Here is a 17,914-nt window from a genome sequence, read left to right as displayed (position 1 = left end):
GTAATGGTCATCAAACGACGATAATGCGTTAGAAACTTGCCAATGCAGCGACAGCGACAGCAGAGTTATAGAAGATTGAGGTTACCTGTGACCACAGTGTCAACTTGTCTTTGTATTCGGTATCTAACGGTACGACAATAGTATCACCCGGTTGCAATTCATCTTCACTGCTAAACCAGCTAGAGTTATGCGGCAGCATTACTGAGCCATCTGCTTTAATCACATAGATACGGTCTTCATCAGCCCGCTTACGTGCACCACCTGCCATATCTAAATATTCATGTAATGACATACCCGTTTTGAAACGATGAGTCGATGGATGCTGCACTTCACCCACCACTGAAATGGTTTGTTTAAGTGCAGGCACATACAGCACATCTTTGTTTTCTAGCTGCAGATCTGCTTCTTTAATACCTAACGAAATCGCCGGCAAGTCGATCACTAAGCGACCAACAGCTTTAATGTTTTCAAGGTCATTCAGCATTTTTTGCGCATCATCGTAGTTGGTTACCGTATCTTCTTTCGAAACCCCACGGGTGGCCAAGTCACGACGCAGTTGGTCGGCCAACTTTTCGATTTCGATTTGCTCTTGCTTCTTAATCGAATCACGCACAAATACGGCTGATGGTAGGTAAGCGTGGTCAGTAAAACCACCGGCACGTTGTACTACCTGTTCAAGGGTCTCACCACGACGGATACTATAAATGCCAGGGAATTTAACTTCACCACGGACTTCAACGGTTTGCGTCTCTTGCCATTCAGGGGTACGCATCACCGTAAGCACATCGCGTGGTTGCAAACTGATATTGGCCGCTTGATCACGTTCCAGTGCTTTTTGCACGCTAATGTTGATATGCGTAATGGACGATGAATCTTTATCCGTTACTGTGCGAGTTAATTCAGCGCGCTGCGTATAAGCCCCCTCTTTCAAGCCGCCTGCTGCAGCGATAAGGCTATTAATATCAGCGTGTTCTGTCAGTGGGTAAATGCCGGCATAGCGTACCTCACCATGTACCGCAACGACCTGAGTTTCTGCACCAGCTCGACCTTGAGCCTTCAATTTAGTGATAATGGGATACAACAACTCTTGACGATTTAATTCGGCGCTGAGTTTGATCAGACCTTTGTCATTGAACAGCTGTGACAGCATCTTTTCGACTTCAGACGAAATAACATCGCTATCTTCTGGCTCTTCACCATCACCGATTACCACGCCAGCAAGCTGCGTGCGCTTTTTCATCGTCGTCCGTTCAAGTTGGGCAAAGCCTGACTTGAACAAATCACCATTCACCAATGAACCCAATGGGTTGTCTTTAGCGTTACTACCTCGCGCCATTGTTCCTTGTTGGTTTTGTTGGTTGAAATTACTGTTATCTGAATCGCTCGCCAGTTCTGCAAAAAACTCATTATTGGCTTTTTGAATATGATAAATACGCTTTTTAATCAACTGATTAAGCTGAAAGCGACTACGCACGTTATCCGTTTCGTTAAATAGCACCAGCTTATCTTTAGGTTTTAACAATACGTTGTCTTTGCTGCTCGGATTGGTGATAGCGCTTGCTGGTGAGAATTGCAGAACTTGAATGTCGCCCAGTTCGTTAATTTCACGGACAATCAACGCGTAGTTTAGATCTGCTCCAGTCAACAAATCCGCTGATAACGATGGTAATAAATCACTAACTCGTTGCCCTTGAACCCATTGATATACTCCCGGGCGAACTGCGGCACCAACAACGGTTACTGCATTATCGTACTCTGTGGACGAACTCTTAACGCGCAGAAAATCACCGTCTTGGGCCTGAATGTTTTGTCCAGTAGCAGAGGTTAAATCAACCCCTACAATCGACTTTAGGCCCGCGGAGTTAAAGCGCTCTACCGTACTGCTTTTCGGATATGCTCCTGGTTTAAAACCAGCTGCCATGGTAACCACTTGCGCCATGGTTTCGTGCGGTTTTAATTCATAAATTGCGGGACGCTGTACATCACCATCAACATGAATACTTGGTCCGACAGCTGGGATAAACACTACGTCGCCAGAACGAAGCGGCAAGTCATTAGATGAGTCACCTTTTAACAGTAAGTCGTACAAGTCGAACGTAGCGATGACTTTACCCTGACGCTTCAATTGAATGTTACGTAATGAACCTATTTCGCTTACGCCACCAGACACGAACAACGCTTGCGTAATGGTTGATAAGCTTGAGACTGTGTAGGAACCTGGTTTATAAGCATCACCAGCAACAAAAATACGGATAGAACGCAATTCCCCCATGGTAATGTTGCTATCCACGCCTATCATTTGCTGTTTGATCTGCTTACCTAACACCTCACGCACTTCTGAAAACGTCAATCCATTAACATTCACAGGCCCTAAGTCAGGAAACTGCAACACGCCATCCCGCGTAACAGTTAAGTCATATTGACTGTTCTCTTTTCCGTACAGTTGCACTTTTACGGTATCACCAGGGCCAACCATATAGTTAGACGGAACCGGAACATCTGACATTGGGGCAAAGGTACTTGGTTCACCAGCAAACATGTCATAACCAAAGCGTTCTAACGGCTTGTTCTCTTTCTCTTTAAGAAAACTGCGCACCTCACTGTCTTCATCATCTTTGTCTTTGTCCTTTCCATCTCTATCATCGCGTGGCTGTACCAACTGCGGTTGTTCTTGGAAATTATTGGCACGATTTGACGACTGTCCGCCCCCTAATTGAGACGGATCGATACCGTATTGTTTGGCTAAACGTTCCTGCTCAGATCGAGGAAGATTCTGAAATTGCTGCATCATCTGCGGAGTGATGCTGACAGCAGCAATTTGAAAACTCATAGCGGCCAATATGCTGGCTAGGCTTAGTTTAATTTTTTTTGATACGAGTGACACTCAAGAATCTCCATCATCTGTCAGGCGTCAGCCATAATGGTTAAGAAATAAAGGGACAATAAAACAGCAATTCTAGCCCACATACGGCTATTTGAAATCTAGTTATCTAGGTAAACCTGCGAAAGTAGTTACCTAAAATACAAAGGGAAGTATCAGCTATGGTCAGAAAAGCTCTGCGGCCAGAGTCATGAATTACGCATAACTGTTGATACATCCTGTACCAAAGCCAGCTCGGCCTCCATGCCTCGCGCTCGAGAGCACAATCTGCGATTTCTCGCCCTTTCAGGCACGCTACCGCCCATGGATTTCGGCTTCCAAAATGCCCTGTTTACCAACTTGTTTTATTGAAATTATTTTACTTTCAATAAATTACTAAATTTCATTTCAGACAAAGGCTTGCTAGATCACTGCCTATGCAATTGCTGCTTCGATGTCAGCAGTGGCGAACTCTAGCGACTGCAATTTGCCTAAAAATTTGAACAATACTTTACAGCGTTCTTGGCCGTTATGCTCGATAAACACACCTTCGAGTTCACTAAATGGGCCAGCCAAAACGCGGACTTTTTCACCTGAGATATAGGTTTTGGATGACGATAGGACGGGAGCTATCAGTTCCTGATGTTTCAATCGAGTGATCAAGATGTCATTGAGAGGAGTTAACTGTTCGGAACAATCAACAAGCCGAGCAACACCACGAGTTGAATGGATTTTACTTACGCTAAACTCGGTCGGGTCGAATTTTACAAAAAGGTAGTTAGGAAAAAGCGGAGACTTTTTGACTTGGGAAAGGCCTTTGTCCTTCTTCTCTACCTGCATCATAGGCAGATAGGTTTCTAATCCTTGCAGCCCCAAATTTAGCTGAGCTCTAAGCTCGCTTTTTGGCTTGCAATATAGAAGATACCAACCTTTCATTTAACGCTCACTTCAATGTTTGGGGATAGACGTCCTATCTAGTGGACGGCATCATAGCAAAGTTGTCTCTGTGAGTGAAAGCGGAGTTAGCGGGATTTTGACGTTTTGGCAGATCATTACTAGACGAGTGGTCAATTCTTTTCCAATTCGCCTTTAATCCTCAACGGAGCGTTATTCTCTATCGGGAAAAGATACAAATAGTTACTACTACAATGGGTCAAAAATACCTATATATTCGCTACAAAAATCGCTTGCCACCATTTTTGCTTTGCGTAATTCATCATTGGGATATGTAAGTAAAAAAAGCACCTTGAGGTAACATTTTTATTACACTCTGATCAGTCAGCACTCAGCTGAAAATAACCACCTACGGGTAAGTTAGGTTGATAATCCACCCCGCTAAACTGATTTTCCGATAGCTGAGTGCGATATTGATTAGAAGAAACGACACAGAGTTTTTCGTGTTCCTGCAACATGCGAGTGTGCCCTTGGCAAGCGCCCCACTCTACCAGCCCGAGTTGAATCGCAGGTGGCAACATCACTGGCGTGAAATCATTTTGCTGACGGATATAACAACGCAGGCCACTGCCCGCCTGGGCAATATGCACCGTTCGGCTTTCCGGCACATAGGTGATTAACAAGATATCGGCATAAATCCCCATGTTCGCCTGCATTAAACGCTGATTGAGATACTCCAGCATTTTACAAGGCTCGAGATGACCACCATTTTCTTTCAATAACTCATGTGAACTCTGGTGCATGAAGCTGCGCAACAGTACCGAACCAAACGCGGCACGATGATCCTCAGGGTAAAAGTGCGCTAAATACATACTCAGATGACCATTAGCTAGTCGCTCTGAATCGATAAAATAGGGACTGACGTCTTGCCCGCTAAACAGGGTGTATTCAAAGGTCGCTTGTTTGTAATTGACTGACGAACTAGGGAAAAGTTGCTGCTGCACGCTTTTGGCCGCATTAGCATTGTGTTCGAGTAACGAAAGGTGCTCGTTCAACTCAAGATAAGATAAGTCATCAACATCACGTTGTATGTTACTTTCATTAAAATGCGTACTGCGCAAACTTTCATAGATAGCATGCTCTATTTGATAGAGATCTGAGATGGGTTTGACCAAATAATCTGCGGCACCGAGCCTAAGCGCATCAGTCACATTGGACATTTGTTGATTGGCAGACATCACAATAGCAGGAACATATGACCCAGCACGGGCTAACTCGGAGAGTAACGCTAGACCATCCATATTAGGCATAGTGATATCTGACAGGACGACGTCAAAGCTCTCGGCAAAGAAAGCGGCTAAAGCGACTTCACCATCGCCAGCTTCTGTCACTAACGCACCACGACCTCGTAAAAACGACGCAACTATCGTGCGGAATACCGGATCATCCTCAACAAGTAGAATTTTTAATTCATCAAGCGCCATACACTGCCCTACTAAATATTGCGCTTGATGAAGTGATTACAAGCAACCGCAGCCACACTGAAAAGCTCGCAAAGCAATTTCAGGTACTACGTTGATGCTACTCCTCAAGCTCCTGCATGTATTCATCCAGCAACTCATCATCATTGTCCTTTTTCGATGGTACTTTACCGTCATACACTTTGTAATCCACATATTGGATGTAAGCGTCCTTGACAAAGCTGTATGGGTCGAGAGCATTGTCGACTAAACGTTCTTGGTCAATTGCTGCTGCGCGAGCATTAAGACCTTTCAGTCCCAAGCGCAAAGCGTTTTGCCAGAAACTTAGCTCTGACAACGGGAAGTATAGACTATCCACCCAATCGGTGGTGATTTCCCTTGTCACATATGGCCCCATAAATGGCGCCATGAAATAGGGGCCATTAGGCACACCGTAATAGCCAAGCACCTCGTTAAACTCATCTTGCTTACGTGGCATACCCATCATGTCAGCGACATCAATCAACCCAAAGATGCCTACGGTAGTGTTCACAACAAAACGACCTGTAGCATTAGCTGCCCAATGCCATTTTCCCTGAAGCGTATTGTTCACCAATGACTGGGGTTCTTCTAAATTCTGTAAGAAGTTATCTAAGCCGGTCTTAACTGGGCTTGGTACATAATCCCGATACCCATGCGCAACAGGGCGAGCAACGTAGCGATCTAAATAGTTGTAGTTAAAATTCCACATTGCTCGGTTAAAACCTTCCCAAGGGTCACGCGGATCGTTATAAGTAACTTTAACAGCACTCTCTTCAACGGCTGGCGTTTCAGGCTCCGCGGCCCAAATTGAGGTACTACAGGTTAACAATGTCCCTAATAGACACAGTTGACAATATTTCATATTACACTCGTTGAAAGTTAATGCTATTTACAGATGTTTTGCTTAAGAAAGTTGCCCAACTGGACGATAGTATTCCTAGTAGAAGGCGATTTGATATCCATTTTTGCGCATCGCTTGTATAGGATACTGTGCATTCTCATTAGGTCAAATGCAGAATATGAATAAAAGCGTACTAAAAAGGTAATTTGGAACAATGAAGCCAGTGAGCGGAACAATCACAGCACCGTCACCACCGCCTAGCACGCCGCCTGTATCGGCCAATAGCACGGCTTTGCTACCGGTGGAGGTTTCGGTGACGCAGGATACGATTAAGCTGGCAATTCAGGGACAGAATTTTCAAACTGAATACCAGTCGCAGTTGGCCAATGCATTGCAAACCACGTCTGGTGAGCGAGTTTTACAGCTATTAACGCAAACGTCGGCCGCTCAGCTACAAGCCAATTTGGTGATTTTAGGTGCCAAGCTATTACAGCAAGTGCCTCCTGAACTACTTAGCCCAAACAGGCTTGGGGATAATGGCCTAGCGCAACTGCAGTTGCTGGCCCAACGGCCACAGGGATACCCCTTACCTATCGCGCAATTTACTAACGGCCAATTACAGTTTCCGGAGAACATCACCGTTCCGTTTAAACCCAGCATTGCATTGAGTGAAGGCATGTATGCGGTCAAGATTATCAGCACTGGCGGTTCACTTGCATTGCAACTGCAACCGGTAAAAAGCGAATTTACCATTCCCCTGTTGCCATTAACGGCAGCGAAAGGAGCCCCCCCTCTTCTTTCAGGAACCACCACGTCAACGCCTAACTACCTTGTTGTCGCGCAAAATGATATATCGCAAACCACTGCAAGCTGGCTCAACCGGTTAGAAAAGTTGCCTTGGCCACCGCTTGGCAGCAGCCTACAGCCCGCCAATACAGACAAAGTTGCTTTAGAACTGCGTATGACCGCAGACGCGATAAATTCAGCAACAGCTAAAACCTACGGCGCTGAGCTAAAACCGATAAATAACCCGCCGCTTTCGCTGTTAGCCAAATCGCTCTTTGCCACGGATACAGGATTAACGAGCGGCACGGGAAACGCAGAGAAAGTGCAGCAGGCTACAAACGTCGATGGGGCACAGATCCTACAAAAAAACCTTAGCAAAATGGGCGTTAGCGCCACGACTGAAACAATCGCATTACCCAAAAATAACCTCGCTACCGCGTTAATGCGCGTTCTCCCCGCGTTAAGCCCGTTATTAATGAGCGAATTAGCTGACCCTGAGGTGTTGCAGCAACAGCTACTCTCAGCACTCACCTTTCAACCAGCACAACCTTTTACCAGCGCGCCGGCATCTCAAAGTGACTCGGTAGCGTTTATGTTCCAGTTGCTGCTTGGTGCCAAACTGCCCAACCTCGATAGCAATAAAATGTCTGCTCGCTTGCGTAATTATTTAAGCTCGTTGCAAGCCGCCAGCAATAGTAGCGGTAAGCTATTGGAAGCACTGGAAAATAGCAAAAGTTTCGACAGTGTTAGCCATATGGTGCATTCCATCCGCTTATTTCAGAGTGCATCGGCGGAGATGGGCGGGACAGGTTTTTATTTTGCTCTGCCCTATCAGTTAGATAATCATACTGAGCAATTAGAAGGTAAATTTGAATATCAAGATGGCACTGATGAGCAACAGCAAACCAAAGGATGGAAGCTTAAATTGAAATTCAGTCTTTCAAGCGGTGCCATGATAGTTAATGCGTTTGTTCAGGGGAAATCACTACGTTTAGAACTCGCCAGTAATAGCGAGTTACTTCTTGACCGCATTAATAACTTTGAAGCGATATTACAGCAAAAGCTCACTCAAGTCGGTTTTGCCGTTGATCGCGTTGATAGTTATATGGCCAATATCCCCGCCACGTTATTACCGGGCGATCATGTGCTCGTTAAGATTAAGGTGTAACCATGAGTGAACAACATAAACCGCCTAAACAAGCGACTGCCCTTTTTTTTGATGGTAAGAATGCACCACAGATTACCGCGCAAGGTAAGGCGTTATTGGCGGAAGAGATTATTGCCGTGGCTAAAGACGCTGGGGTGCACATTCACGAAGATCCACATTTAAGTAATTTTCTGCAAATGCTGGAGATTGGTGAGGAGATCCCTAAAGAGTTATACCTGCTGATTGCTGAACTGATAGCCTTTGTTTATATGCTAGACGGCAAGTTTCCAGAGCAGTGGAATAACCTGCACCAACGTATCATGCTAAAAGCATAGTTTAAGTTAACCAAATACTGGCAAGAGATTAGCGGCGGTGCAGTCGCAACAGCAGTTCAGCTTCTGCTTTAGGCAGCTCACATTCTTGCATTAGCTCCTCAACACCGGCGCCTAACTGCACCATTTTGATTGCTCGGCTATACAAGCGAGACTGCGGCTCTTGTTGCACCGATTCATCTAAGCGAACATCTTGGGCAGCAATACGTTTTTCAAGTTCCATCACGCGGCGGCCGACACCTATGGTGCCGCTACGTAATTCCTGAATTTCCTGCTTTAATGTTTCACGCTGTTTATCGGCATCTTTGACTAACAAGGTCAGCGCATCAATTTTATTTTTATAATGCTGACCTTGCTTACGCTGGAGGATGAAAAGCGCCACCAATAACAATACGAATAATGCACCGAGGGCAATTAACAGCTCATCGCCTAACATTGGTGGCAACTCCATTTCCATTTAAACCAAAGCACGCTTAGATTTGAGACAGCTCTGCCCACTCTTCATCTGACAGCAACTTATCAAGGTCAACCAAAATTAGCAGCTCTTCACCGCGGTTGCTCACACCTTGAATGAACTTAGCGCTTTCTTCGGTACCAACATTCGGGGCGTTATCGATTTCTGAACGGCGTAAATACACCACCTCAGCCACGCTATCCACCAAAATACCGATCACTTGCTTTTCAGCTTCGATGATCACGATACGCGTTGAATCATCGACATCCGCTGATGGCAAGCCAAAACGGGAACGGGTATCGATGACCGTGACGACATTACCGCGCAAGTTGATAATGCCGAGCACGTAGTGAGGCGCACCGGGTACTGGCGCAATTTCGGTATGACGAAGCACTTCTTGTACCTGCATCACATTGATACCGTAGGTTTCATTATCTAGTTTAAATGTGACCCACTGGAGCACGGCATCATCTTTTGCCGCTACGGCAGCTACGTTTCTTGATTCAGTCATAATTACCTCAGTTAATTGGATCTTGACAACCCAAGCCGGCATTAAGCATTTCCATTAAGGCTTGCACATGCAAAATGCCACACATCTGTTCTTTTACTACTCCAGCTAACCATGGCCGTTTGCCTGCTTTGGCACGCCAGTTCACCTGGGATTTATTAATTTTCACCGCATTGAGGAGTGTCTCGCAAGCCAACCCCCAATTACTGTTCTCTAGTACTACAAGATATTGATAATTTATGGATTGCGCCAGTTTCTCATCATATTTTTCTGGCATAACCCACGCTGCAGTATCAACAACGTTCAATTGCGACTCGCGATAGGTCTGCACGCCTTTGTACCATTTGGGGCGTCCAATAATGTGGCTGATGTGCTCAATCTGCACAATGCCACCAAGACTTACCAAGGGTACGGCTAGCGTCAACCCAGCGACTTTAAAAAACAGTACCTGAAATTCATCATCTAATTGCTCAGCCAATGTCACCGTACCGGCAGGAGGTACTGCGGCGGTTTGCGTTACAGGTGCAACTGTCTCGGCCACCTCAACTACTGACTCTTTAATTATTGCAGCTACTGGTTTTTCAGCAATTTTTTCGGCTGTTTTTGTAATAACTTTAGGCTGAGTTTTCGTTAACTTAGGTGCTGGACGCTCTTCATCCGCCACCTCTTTAACTTGTGTTTTGCTGGTTGTTGCTTCGGTGTGCTCTTTGTTTTCAGCCACCACGCTAGATAACAACCGCTCTAGTGCTTGTTTGTCCAACATGGCCGCGGGTATAGCAGTTTTACTTTGACTCAGCGGCGCGACAGCAGGTTTGGGCATAGCCTCGGAAACCACCGCTTTCGGTGATATAACTGGCTTCTGTTCCTCAGACTTTGGCAGCGCTTTCTCCGTTACGGAAGGACGAGGCTTTGCTTCCGCTACAGACGATGCAGGAACCTCTTTAGCCGCAGGCGAGGGCTCTGTTAGCAATACGCTAAAGTAATCAAAAACAGTTTCATCAACCGATTTTGACATGAGCAAACTCCCCGTTATTCAAATATTCCAATAAACGCTCATAGGCTTTAACGCCACGAGATTGCGGCGCGTAATGCGAAGCTGGTAAATGGGCTAAACTGGCATCTCTAAATTTTGTGTCAACGGGAATGACATCTGGCCACAAGGTCTCGCCGTATACTTGACTTAAATGTTGTAGCGCTGCCGATGATGCTTTAGTACGGCGGTCATACATGGTAGGCACAATGGAAAAGCTGTAGCGCACTTTCTTTGAGCGCCCCATCAGTTCCATGGTTTTAATCATTCGGTCGAGGCCTTTAATCGCTAAAAACTCTGTCTGTACCGGCACCACAATATGGTCGCTGGCCGCTAACGCGTTGACCATTAGCACGCCTAACACTGGCGGACAATCAACTAACGCAACATCGTAATCATCTGCCACAAGTTGCAGCAGGTTACGTAGCACCAGCCCCATGCCCTCTTGGTGCCCAAGCGAGCGGTCAATAGTCGCTAATGCCATGGTTGCGGGCAAAAGATCGATACCCTCCACGGCAGTTGGCACAATGTGCTGTCTTACCAGCTCGTGAGAAAGTTGCTGATGGGCAAGAAATACTTCGTAAAGTGAACCGGGGATCTCTTCAGAATCAATACCTAGGTAATATCCCAAAGATGCATGGGGATCAGTGTCGATCATCAACACTTTTTTCCCCTGGGCCGCTAATACGCCGGCAAGGCTTGCTACGGTAGTGGTTTTCCCCACACCGCCTTTTTGATTTGCAATGGTCCAGACTTTCAATTCTAGGCCCCTTGTGTCCTTGTTAATCAGGGCAACCGCCGCGATTAATTCTTAGTGACGTCTCGTGTTGTTATAATTACGCCGCCATGTGCTGTAGGCGCCACAGTTACCCCGTTAGGCAGTGAGCTTGCTTGAGGCTCCTGTCGCGGGGTTGAAGGCTCTTCAGACACATTTTGCATTTTTTCTGTCAAAGGTTGAGGCGCCAACCCTGCCGATGGTGCATTGCTTACGCCACGACCGGCGTCTTGCTGCCGTGCTAACGCTTCCGGCTCAGTCAACTTGCCCTCTACCACTGGCTTTACCACCTCTAACAGCGAGGCGGTTTGCTGTGGATGTTGCTCCATCCACTGTGCGATCGCTGCGGCATGCTGCTCAGGCACCATCAGCATGATCTGCGATGTTTTTAGCTGTTCAACCTGAGCCGCCAATTGACGACTTTTATCAAAATACTGCCACGTCAAAGTGGCGAACAGCAGTACCGCTATGCTCAATAAAAATATAGTGAGTCGGTAGCCGGTATTTGCCGTTTCTTTAGCCACGCCCCGATTCTCGAATGATCGCCTCGGCCATATTGTCTAACGCTATTGACTGAGTAGAAATCCCAGCAGCAGCAACCGCTTGTGGCATACCATAAACGACAGACGACGCTTCATCCTGCGCCCAAATCGTTGCGCCAGCGGACTTAAGCATTCTGGCACCTTCGCGGCCATCAGCTCCCATTCCGGTTAATACCACCGCCAATACATCTCCCCCAAAAACTTTGGAGGCTGAAGCAAAGGTAATATCCACCGACGGTTTATAATTCATATCTGGCGTGCCAGCAATCACCTTTAATCGTCCACTCGTACCACTGCGCTCAACCATCATCTGCATGCCACCAGGCGCGAGATAGGCACAACCTGGACGCATTTGATCGCCAGTAGCAGCCTCTTTAACCTCAATCTGACATAAGCCGTTCAAACGGGTGGCAAATGCGGGGGTAAACGCGGCGGGCATGTGTTGGATCAACAAAATAGGATGCGGATAATTCGCAGGAAACTGCGTCAAAATACGCTGCAATGCCACCGGACCACCAGTAGAAGTGCCAATTAGCAACGCTTTATAACGCTTGCCACTGGCTTTGAGCGGCATCGTACCGCTGCTGCGCCGAGAGTCAGCCGCGGTCTCATCTCTTGTTGGCATTGCGGGCGTTGAACGTTGCAAGCGCGTAGCGGTCGTTGATGCCGAGCTGTCTGTACGCGTGGTCGCACTATGTGTTGGCCGAACAGGTCGAAACACACGGCGATGACCTAACGCCTTAACGCGCTGTTGTAGCAACGCAATCGCGTCCTCTTTATTGGTCGCAATATCTTCAAAACGTTTAGGTAAGAAATCTAGCGCCCCAGCATCTAGGGCATCCAAGGTCGCTTGAGCCCCCTCATGCGTCAGCGAGGAGAACATTAAAATAGGCGTCGGGTGCGTTTCCATAATCTTACGGACGGCAGTAATACCGTCCATAACTGGCATTTCAATATCCATGGTAATCACTTGCGGACGCAGCTCCGCCACCATTTTGACGGCTTCAGCGCCATTAGTGGCCATGCCTACGACTTCTAGCCCAGGATCTTGGTTTACAATTTCACTTACCCGACGACGGAAGAAGCTTGAGTCGTCTACGACTAGTACTTTAATACCCATTAAAATCCTTTATCCGTGGCTTAGTTCTTCGCACGGGCATAGTGCTTCAGTAAGCCCGGTACATCGAGAATCAAGGCAATGCCGCCGTCTGACGTAATCGTTGCCCCCGCCATACCCGGCGTACCATGTAACAGCGCACCGAGTGGCTTGATCACCACTTCCTCTTGACCAATCAATGCATCAACAACAAAGCCGACATGTTTAGTGCCTAACTGCACTATCACTACATGACCGAATTTCTTCTCGCCATGACGGAAGCTAGGACCTTTTCGGCTCAACCAGTGTTCAAGATAAAACAACGGAATGGCTTTTTGGCGCACAGTCACTGTCAATTGGCCATCAACAACGTTAGTTTTAGTCAAATCCAAATGGAAAATTTCATTCACGCTAGACAGCGGTAATGCAAATACCTGTTTGGCGACTTCAATCATCAGTGTTGGCATAATAGCCAGCGTCAATGGAACTTTGATTTCAAGACGGGTGCCTTTACCCTTCATTGAATCAACATGCACAGAGCCATTAAGTTGGGTGATGCGGGTTTTAACCACATCCATACCTACGCCACGACCAGAGATATCAGAGATTTCTGTCTTGGTTGAGAAGCCTGGAGCAAAAATCAGATTATACGCTTCGGAATCGGTCATTCTTGCAGCAGCATCGTCATCCAGTACACCACGTGTAATGGCGATCTGCTTCAGTTTTTCAGGGTCCATCCCTGCGCCATCGTCTTCGATTTTCAGCAGGATATGGTCACCTTCCTGACTAGCTGATAGGACGATAGTCCCCGTACGAGGCTTACCTGATTGTTCGCGGATATCAGGCATTTCGATACCATGATCCACCGAGTTTCTTACCAAGTGCACCAAGGGATCCGCTAGCGCTTCCACCAAGTTTTTATCAAGGTCGGTTTCTTCACCCACCATTTGCAGATCAATTTCTTTCTTCAAGCTTCGCGCTAAATCGCGAACCACCCGAGGAAAACGACCAAACACTTTCTTAATTGGCTGCATGCGGGTTTTCATTACCGCACCTTGCAGATCTCCCGTAACAAGATCTAGGTTCGCCAACGCTTTGGACATGACTTCGTCTTCGCGAGAAATACCCAACGTCATCAAACGATTACGAACCAATACCAGCTCACCGACCATATTCATGATTTCGTCGAGACGAGCCGTGTCGACACGAACGGTGGTTTCACCTTGCGGTACACTGTTACCAGCGGCTTTCGCTGGCGCTGCGGCTTCTGTATCTTTGACCGCCAGTGCAGCAGGAGTCACTTCTGGCGCGGTTTTAGGTGCTGCTGCCTTAGGTGCTGGCGCTTTTGCTGCGGGGGCAGCAGGTTTAGTTGGTGCTGCTGGTTTTGCTGGCACAGGTGCTTTAGCTGCAGGCGCCTTAGCTGCGGGCTCGCTGGCAACTTCATTTAAGCCTGGTGCGCCGCCTTTGCCATGCAGATCATCCAACAGCTTTTCAAATTCGTCATCGGTGATTTCATCAGCATCAACATTCGACTTCGGCGCTTCTTCAATAGGCTTCGCCGCCGCATCGCCAGCAAACTTGCCTTTGCCGTGCAATTCGTCGAGTAACGATTCAAATTCATCGTCGGTAATATCATCAGAACTGCTTGCGCTTGTAGAAGATTGCGTTGAAGGAGATGAACTATTACTCGCAGGGGAGACTTGTTCGTCTATTGATGGACCTTTACCTTGACCATGCAACGCATCGAGTAAAGCTTCAAATTCTGCCTCATCGATATCATCAATGCTGTCACTACCGGCAGCGGCTGGCGCTTCTGCAGCAACAGGCTCTTCAGTTACTGCGGCGTTATCAACCATCTCATCAAACAGCTGGTCAGTATCATCGGCTTCGGCTTCGGCTTCCGCTTCGGGCTCAACAATCGTCTCTTCAATCTCTTCGCCGCCATCCACTTCAGATGGTAGCGGGGCGCCAGAACTAAGCAGTTTTAACTTTGCGAGGAGTTCTTCATCTGCAGACTCTTGCTCTTGCCCAGACTGAGTTTGTGAGAACATCATATTGATGGCGTCGAGCGCTTGCAGAATGATATCCATCAGTTCAGCACTGACAACCCGTTTGCGGGTACGTAGCAGATCGAAGGTGTTTTCTGCCTCATGACAGACGTCCACCATCGGCGCTAACCCTAAAAAGCCAGCCCCACCTTTTACCGTGTGGAAGCCACGAAAGATGGCATTGAGTAAATCGGTATCTTCAGGGTTATTTTCCAGCGATACCAGTTGCTCCTGAAGCAATTCAAGAATTTCACCGGCTTCTATCAAAAAGTCCTGCAGAATCTCTTCATCAACATCAAAGGCCATTAAAATGACTCCTTATCAGAATCCCAAGCTGGATAACAAATCATCAACTTCGTCTTGTCCAGTCACAACATCTTGACGAGTATCCGCATTAATAATAGGCCCTTCAGCCTCAATACCGCCCATTCTGATAGGCGTATCAATTACATCTTCAGCCTGATCACCAAACACGGTCAGCATAGAAACTAGGCTCAATTCAACTTCTTTGACTAAATCGATCACTCGGCGAATCATTTGGCCGGTAAGGTCTTGGAAGTCTTGCGCCATCAGGATCTCGTTAAGCAACTGACGTAACCGATTAGAATCGGCTTCGCATTGCCCCATAAAATGCTGTACGTCGTGACATAACCCTTTAAAATCTTGTAATGAAATGTCGCGTCGCATCAGTTTGTCCCAAGTGGGTTTAACTGAAGCTAAATTGCTATTCAACGCGTCAGATAAGGGTAAGCATTCCTCTACCGCGTCCATGGTTTTATTCGCGGCCTGCTCCGTCATATCAATAACGTAAGTCAGGCGCTCTTTTGCGTCAGGAATATCAGTGTTGGCCAGTTCCACCAGTCGATTATCCAACTGAAAATCAACTAAGGCGTTATGGAGTTGTCGAGTTAACTTGCCAACTTCATCGAAAAGCTCTTTTTGAATGGGCTGTGCTAACTCTCTTAGCATTTCATCAGCTTGCTCTTGCTGACCAGCCTGTAATAGTTCCACCAATTGTTGCGCTTGCTCAAGCGTAATGAGCTTGGATGTTTCTGCTTTCATAGCATCACTCCAATCAACCAAGACGTTCAAAGATCTTATCTAACTTCTCTTTGAGTGTGGCTGCTGTGAAAGGCTTAACGACATAGCCGTTTACGCCCGCTTGAGCTGCGGCGATAATCTGCTCACGTTTGGCTTCTGCTGTCACCATCAATACAGGAATGTTTTTGAGGTGCTCATCGGCCCGAATAGCTTTCAGCAAGTCAATACCTTGCATACCTGGCATGTTCCAGTCAGTGACGACAAAATCAAAGTCTCCTTTTTGCAACATCGGCAATGCTGTTGATCCATCATCTGCTTCTTGAGTGTTATTAAACCCCAAATCTCGCAGCAAGTTCTTGATGATGCGTCTCATCGTTGAAAAGTCATCAACAATAAGAATCTTCATATTCTTGTCCAAGGTTTCCTCCACTGAGCTAGCAATTATCTATGGCTCACAATTAATTTTATATCTGGGCCCAATGTTTGAGCTTGGCTTTTAGTCTAAGCATCGCTTGGCTATGGATCTGACTCACCCTAGACTCACTCACTTCCAAAATCGCACCGATTTCTTTTAAGTTGAGAGCTTCATCATAGTAGAGCGATAGCACCAGCGCTTCTCTTTCGGGTATTTGTTTTATTGCTTCGGTCAGCGCTACTTGAAACTGACCATTGGCCAAACTCTCATAGGTATCATTTTCGGTCATATCTTCTGAAATCACAACGTCAGGAGATACGCCAAGATCTTCAATTCCAATAATTTTACCAGCAGATACATCTGTTAGTATGTGATGATATTCATCCAACGAGATATTAAGTCGCTCGGCAATTTCTGCATCGCGGGCATCGCGTCCGAGTTGCTGTTCGAGTTCATCAATGACTTGAGAGATCATCCGTTGATTGCGGTGCACCGAACGCGGTACCCAATCACCGCGACGAATTTCGTCAATCATCGAGCCGCGAATACGGATACCAGCAAAAGTTTCAAACTTTGCCCCTTTACCACCGTCGTATTTCGCCGCGGCTTCCAGCAAGCCGATCATCCCCGCCTGAATAAGGTCATCTAACTGCACGGATGCAGGTAATCTCGCTAGCATGTGATGTGCTATGCGTTTAACCAGTGGCGCATACTGCTCAACGATAAGCGTCTTATCATTTGCTCCAGCATACGCAGCCACTTTATTCACTCGCACCTTCCTCTTGATAGTCTGGTTTTTTCACCAAGCGCTCGACAAAGAACTCGAGATGTCCGCCGGGCTGCTGCGGTACTGGCCAGCTAATCACTTTGTTTGCTAAGCCATGATAAGCAATGCTGGCAGGCGATTTAGGAAACGCCTCTACAATCAATTTTTGCTTACGTACTGATTTTCGCAAGTTTTCATCGAAAGGAATTGTTGCCACGAGCTCTAATGCCACATCTAAGAAGCGATCAGTCACTTTACTTAGCTTGGCAAACAGCTCCATACCTTCACGGAGACTGCGCACCATATTGGCCACAATTTTAAAACGGAACACGCCATGTTCGCGGCTGAGGATTTTGATCAGCGCGTAGGCGTCGGTAATTGAAGTGGGTTCATCGCACACTACCACCAAAACGTCTTGCGAGGCACGTGAGAAGCTCAACACCATGTCGGAAATCCCGGCGGCGGTGTCGACAATCAACACATCAAATTGGGTTTTCATTTCGCTAAAGGCGCGGATGAGTCCAGCATGCTGCGCTTGGCTGAGTTCCACCATAGATTGGGTTCCCGACGTGGCAGGAATAATTCCAATGCCTTTAGGACCACGCACAATGATGTCGTCTAACTCAGCTTCGCCCGACAACACATGAGATAAGTTACGTTCGGCACGAAGGCCCAACATCACATCCACGTTTGCCAGTCCAAGGTCAGCATCAAGCACGATAACGCGCTTGCCCTTTTCTGCCAATGCAACGGCCGTATTGATGGAGACGCTTGTTTTACCAACCCCACCTTTGCCACCAGTAACGGCTATTACTTTAACTTTGTCGTTATATTCCTGATTCATTTTTCGTAAACCGCTCGCTTGGTCCCGGGTCAT

General features: G+C 46.9%; 17 protein-coding genes. 2 read left to right on the top strand and 15 right to left on the bottom strand.

Annotated elements, in window-relative coordinates:
- Window positions 1-28: 28 nt before the first annotated feature.
- The 4 genes from ACN0TT_RS10370 to ACN0TT_RS10355 form a co-directional block, all read right to left on the bottom strand.
- Entirely contained in the window at window positions 29-2,830 is a 2,802-nt protein-coding gene (locus ACN0TT_RS10370) for an SLBB domain-containing protein (RefSeq protein WP_417762073.1), read from the bottom strand.
- Between the two features lie 465 nt (window positions 2,831-3,295).
- The gene (gene rfaH, locus ACN0TT_RS10365; protein ID WP_417762072.1) at window positions 3,296-3,796 is read right to left on the bottom strand and encodes a transcription/translation regulatory transformer protein RfaH; all 501 of its coding nucleotides are present in this window, start codon (window positions 3,794-3,796) and stop codon (window positions 3,296-3,298) included.
- 338 nt (window positions 3,797-4,134) lie between these two features.
- Entirely contained in the window at window positions 4,135-5,238 is a 1,104-nt protein-coding gene (locus ACN0TT_RS10360; RefSeq protein WP_417762071.1) for a response regulator, read from the bottom strand.
- A gap of 97 nt (window positions 5,239-5,335) precedes the next feature.
- A complete protein-coding gene (locus ACN0TT_RS10355; protein WP_417762070.1) occupies window positions 5,336-6,118 on the bottom strand; it encodes a VacJ family lipoprotein in 783 nt (260 codons plus the stop codon).
- A gap of 292 nt (window positions 6,119-6,410) precedes the next feature.
- Between ACN0TT_RS10355 and ACN0TT_RS10350 the strand changes: the two genes are divergently transcribed.
- Both ACN0TT_RS10350 and ACN0TT_RS10345 read left to right on the top strand, forming a co-directional pair.
- Complete coding sequence (locus tag ACN0TT_RS10350) at window positions 6,411-8,051, top strand: hypothetical protein (protein ID WP_417762069.1); 1,641 nt, start codon at window positions 6,411-6,413, stop codon at window positions 8,049-8,051.
- 2 nt (window positions 8,052-8,053) lie between these two features.
- Window positions 8,054-8,365 (top strand): EscU/YscU/HrcU family type III secretion system export apparatus switch protein, encoded by a 312-nt coding sequence (locus tag ACN0TT_RS10345; RefSeq protein ID WP_417762068.1) that lies wholly within the window; start codon window positions 8,054-8,056, stop codon window positions 8,363-8,365.
- Window positions 8,366-8,393: 28 nt separating this feature from the next.
- On the opposite strand, the gene ACN0TT_RS10340 is transcribed toward ACN0TT_RS10345, so the two are convergent.
- The 11 genes from ACN0TT_RS10340 to ACN0TT_RS10290 are packed head-to-tail and all read right to left on the bottom strand — an operon-like array spanning window position 8,394 to window position 17,914.
- On the bottom strand, window positions 8,394-8,798 hold the full coding sequence (locus tag ACN0TT_RS10340) for a DUF2802 domain-containing protein (RefSeq protein WP_417762067.1): 405 nt from the start codon (window positions 8,796-8,798) through the stop codon (window positions 8,394-8,396).
- A 37-nt stretch (window positions 8,799-8,835) separates the two neighbouring features.
- On the bottom strand, window positions 8,836-9,327 hold the full coding sequence (locus tag ACN0TT_RS10335) for a chemotaxis protein CheW (protein ID WP_417762066.1): 492 nt from the start codon (window positions 9,325-9,327) through the stop codon (window positions 8,836-8,838).
- A 7-nt stretch (window positions 9,328-9,334) separates the two neighbouring features.
- Window positions 9,335-10,339: a chemotaxis protein CheW gene (locus ACN0TT_RS10330; protein ID WP_417762065.1), complete on the bottom strand. Its 1,005-nt coding sequence runs from the start codon at window positions 10,337-10,339 to the stop codon at window positions 9,335-9,337.
- On the bottom strand, window positions 10,323-11,114 hold the full coding sequence (locus ACN0TT_RS10325) for a ParA family protein (RefSeq protein ID WP_417762064.1): 792 nt from the start codon (window positions 11,112-11,114) through the stop codon (window positions 10,323-10,325). Before ACN0TT_RS10325 ends, ACN0TT_RS10330 begins: the two co-directional genes overlap by 17 nt.
- 44 nt (window positions 11,115-11,158) lie before the next feature.
- Window positions 11,159-11,653, bottom strand: a complete 495-nt coding sequence (locus tag ACN0TT_RS10320; protein WP_417762063.1) for a hypothetical protein — start codon at window positions 11,651-11,653, stop codon at window positions 11,159-11,161.
- A complete protein-coding gene (locus ACN0TT_RS10315; RefSeq protein WP_417762062.1) occupies window positions 11,646-12,791 on the bottom strand; it encodes a protein-glutamate methylesterase/protein-glutamine glutaminase in 1,146 nt (381 codons plus the stop codon). The genes ACN0TT_RS10320 and ACN0TT_RS10315 overlap by 8 nt, the downstream gene beginning before the upstream one ends.
- A 20-nt stretch (window positions 12,792-12,811) precedes the next feature.
- The gene (locus ACN0TT_RS10310; RefSeq protein WP_417762061.1) at window positions 12,812-15,121 is read right to left on the bottom strand and encodes a chemotaxis protein CheA; all 2,310 of its coding nucleotides are present in this window, start codon (window positions 15,119-15,121) and stop codon (window positions 12,812-12,814) included.
- A gap of 15 nt (window positions 15,122-15,136) precedes the next feature.
- Window positions 15,137-15,877 carry a protein phosphatase CheZ gene (locus tag ACN0TT_RS10305; RefSeq protein ID WP_417762060.1) on the bottom strand — a complete coding sequence of 247 codons (741 nt, stop codon included), beginning with the start codon at window positions 15,875-15,877 and terminating at the stop codon, window positions 15,137-15,139.
- A 13-nt stretch (window positions 15,878-15,890) separates the two neighbouring features.
- Complete coding sequence (gene cheY, locus ACN0TT_RS10300) at window positions 15,891-16,274, bottom strand: chemotaxis response regulator CheY (RefSeq protein ID WP_238895881.1); 384 nt, start codon at window positions 16,272-16,274, stop codon at window positions 15,891-15,893.
- 46 nt (window positions 16,275-16,320) lie between these two features.
- On the bottom strand, window positions 16,321-17,040 hold the full coding sequence (locus tag ACN0TT_RS10295; RefSeq protein WP_417762059.1) for an RNA polymerase sigma factor FliA: 720 nt from the start codon (window positions 17,038-17,040) through the stop codon (window positions 16,321-16,323).
- On the bottom strand, window positions 17,033-17,914 hold the full coding sequence (locus ACN0TT_RS10290) for a MinD/ParA family protein (RefSeq protein ID WP_417762058.1): 882 nt from the start codon (window positions 17,912-17,914) through the stop codon (window positions 17,033-17,035). Before ACN0TT_RS10290 ends, ACN0TT_RS10295 begins: the two co-directional genes overlap by 8 nt.

Origin of the sequence: Shewanella sp., assembly GCF_048265805.1 — a bacterium.
GTDB lineage: Bacteria > Pseudomonadota > Gammaproteobacteria > Enterobacterales > Shewanellaceae > Shewanella.
This window is presented reverse-complemented; position numbering and strand designations above follow the sequence as displayed.

Bases quoted from the DNA above. Each gene is read 5' to 3' on its own strand.
- ACN0TT_RS10370 (WP_417762073.1), bottom strand. From the start codon at position 2,830: ATGAGTTTTCAAATTGCTGCTGTCAGCATCACTCCGCAGATGATGCAG.
- rfaH (WP_417762072.1), bottom strand. From the start codon at position 3,796: ATGAAAGGTTGGTATCTTCTATATTGCAAGCCAAAAAGCGAGCTTAGA.
- ACN0TT_RS10360 (WP_417762071.1), bottom strand. From the start codon at position 5,238: ATGGCGCTTGATGAATTAAAAATTCTACTTGTTGAGGATGATCCGGTA.
- ACN0TT_RS10355 (WP_417762070.1), bottom strand. From the start codon at position 6,118: ATGAAATATTGTCAACTGTGTCTATTAGGGACATTGTTAACCTGTAGT.
- ACN0TT_RS10345 (WP_417762068.1), top strand. From the start codon at position 8,054: ATGAGTGAACAACATAAACCGCCTAAACAAGCGACTGCCCTTTTTTTT.
- ACN0TT_RS10340 (WP_417762067.1), bottom strand. From the start codon at position 8,798: ATGTTAGGCGATGAGCTGTTAATTGCCCTCGGTGCATTATTCGTATTG.
- ACN0TT_RS10335 (WP_417762066.1), bottom strand. From the start codon at position 9,327: ATGACTGAATCAAGAAACGTAGCTGCCGTAGCGGCAAAAGATGATGCC.
- ACN0TT_RS10330 (WP_417762065.1), bottom strand. From the start codon at position 10,339: ATGTCAAAATCGGTTGATGAAACTGTTTTTGATTACTTTAGCGTATTG.
- ACN0TT_RS10315 (WP_417762062.1), bottom strand. From the start codon at position 12,791: ATGGGTATTAAAGTACTAGTCGTAGACGACTCAAGCTTCTTCCGTCGT.
- ACN0TT_RS10310 (WP_417762061.1), bottom strand. From the start codon at position 15,121: ATGGCCTTTGATGTTGATGAAGAGATTCTGCAGGACTTTTTGATAGAA.
- ACN0TT_RS10305 (WP_417762060.1), bottom strand. From the start codon at position 15,877: ATGAAAGCAGAAACATCCAAGCTCATTACGCTTGAGCAAGCGCAACAA.
- ACN0TT_RS10290 (WP_417762058.1), bottom strand. From the start codon at position 17,914: ATGACCCGGGACCAAGCGAGCGGTTTACGAAAAATGAATCAGGAATAT.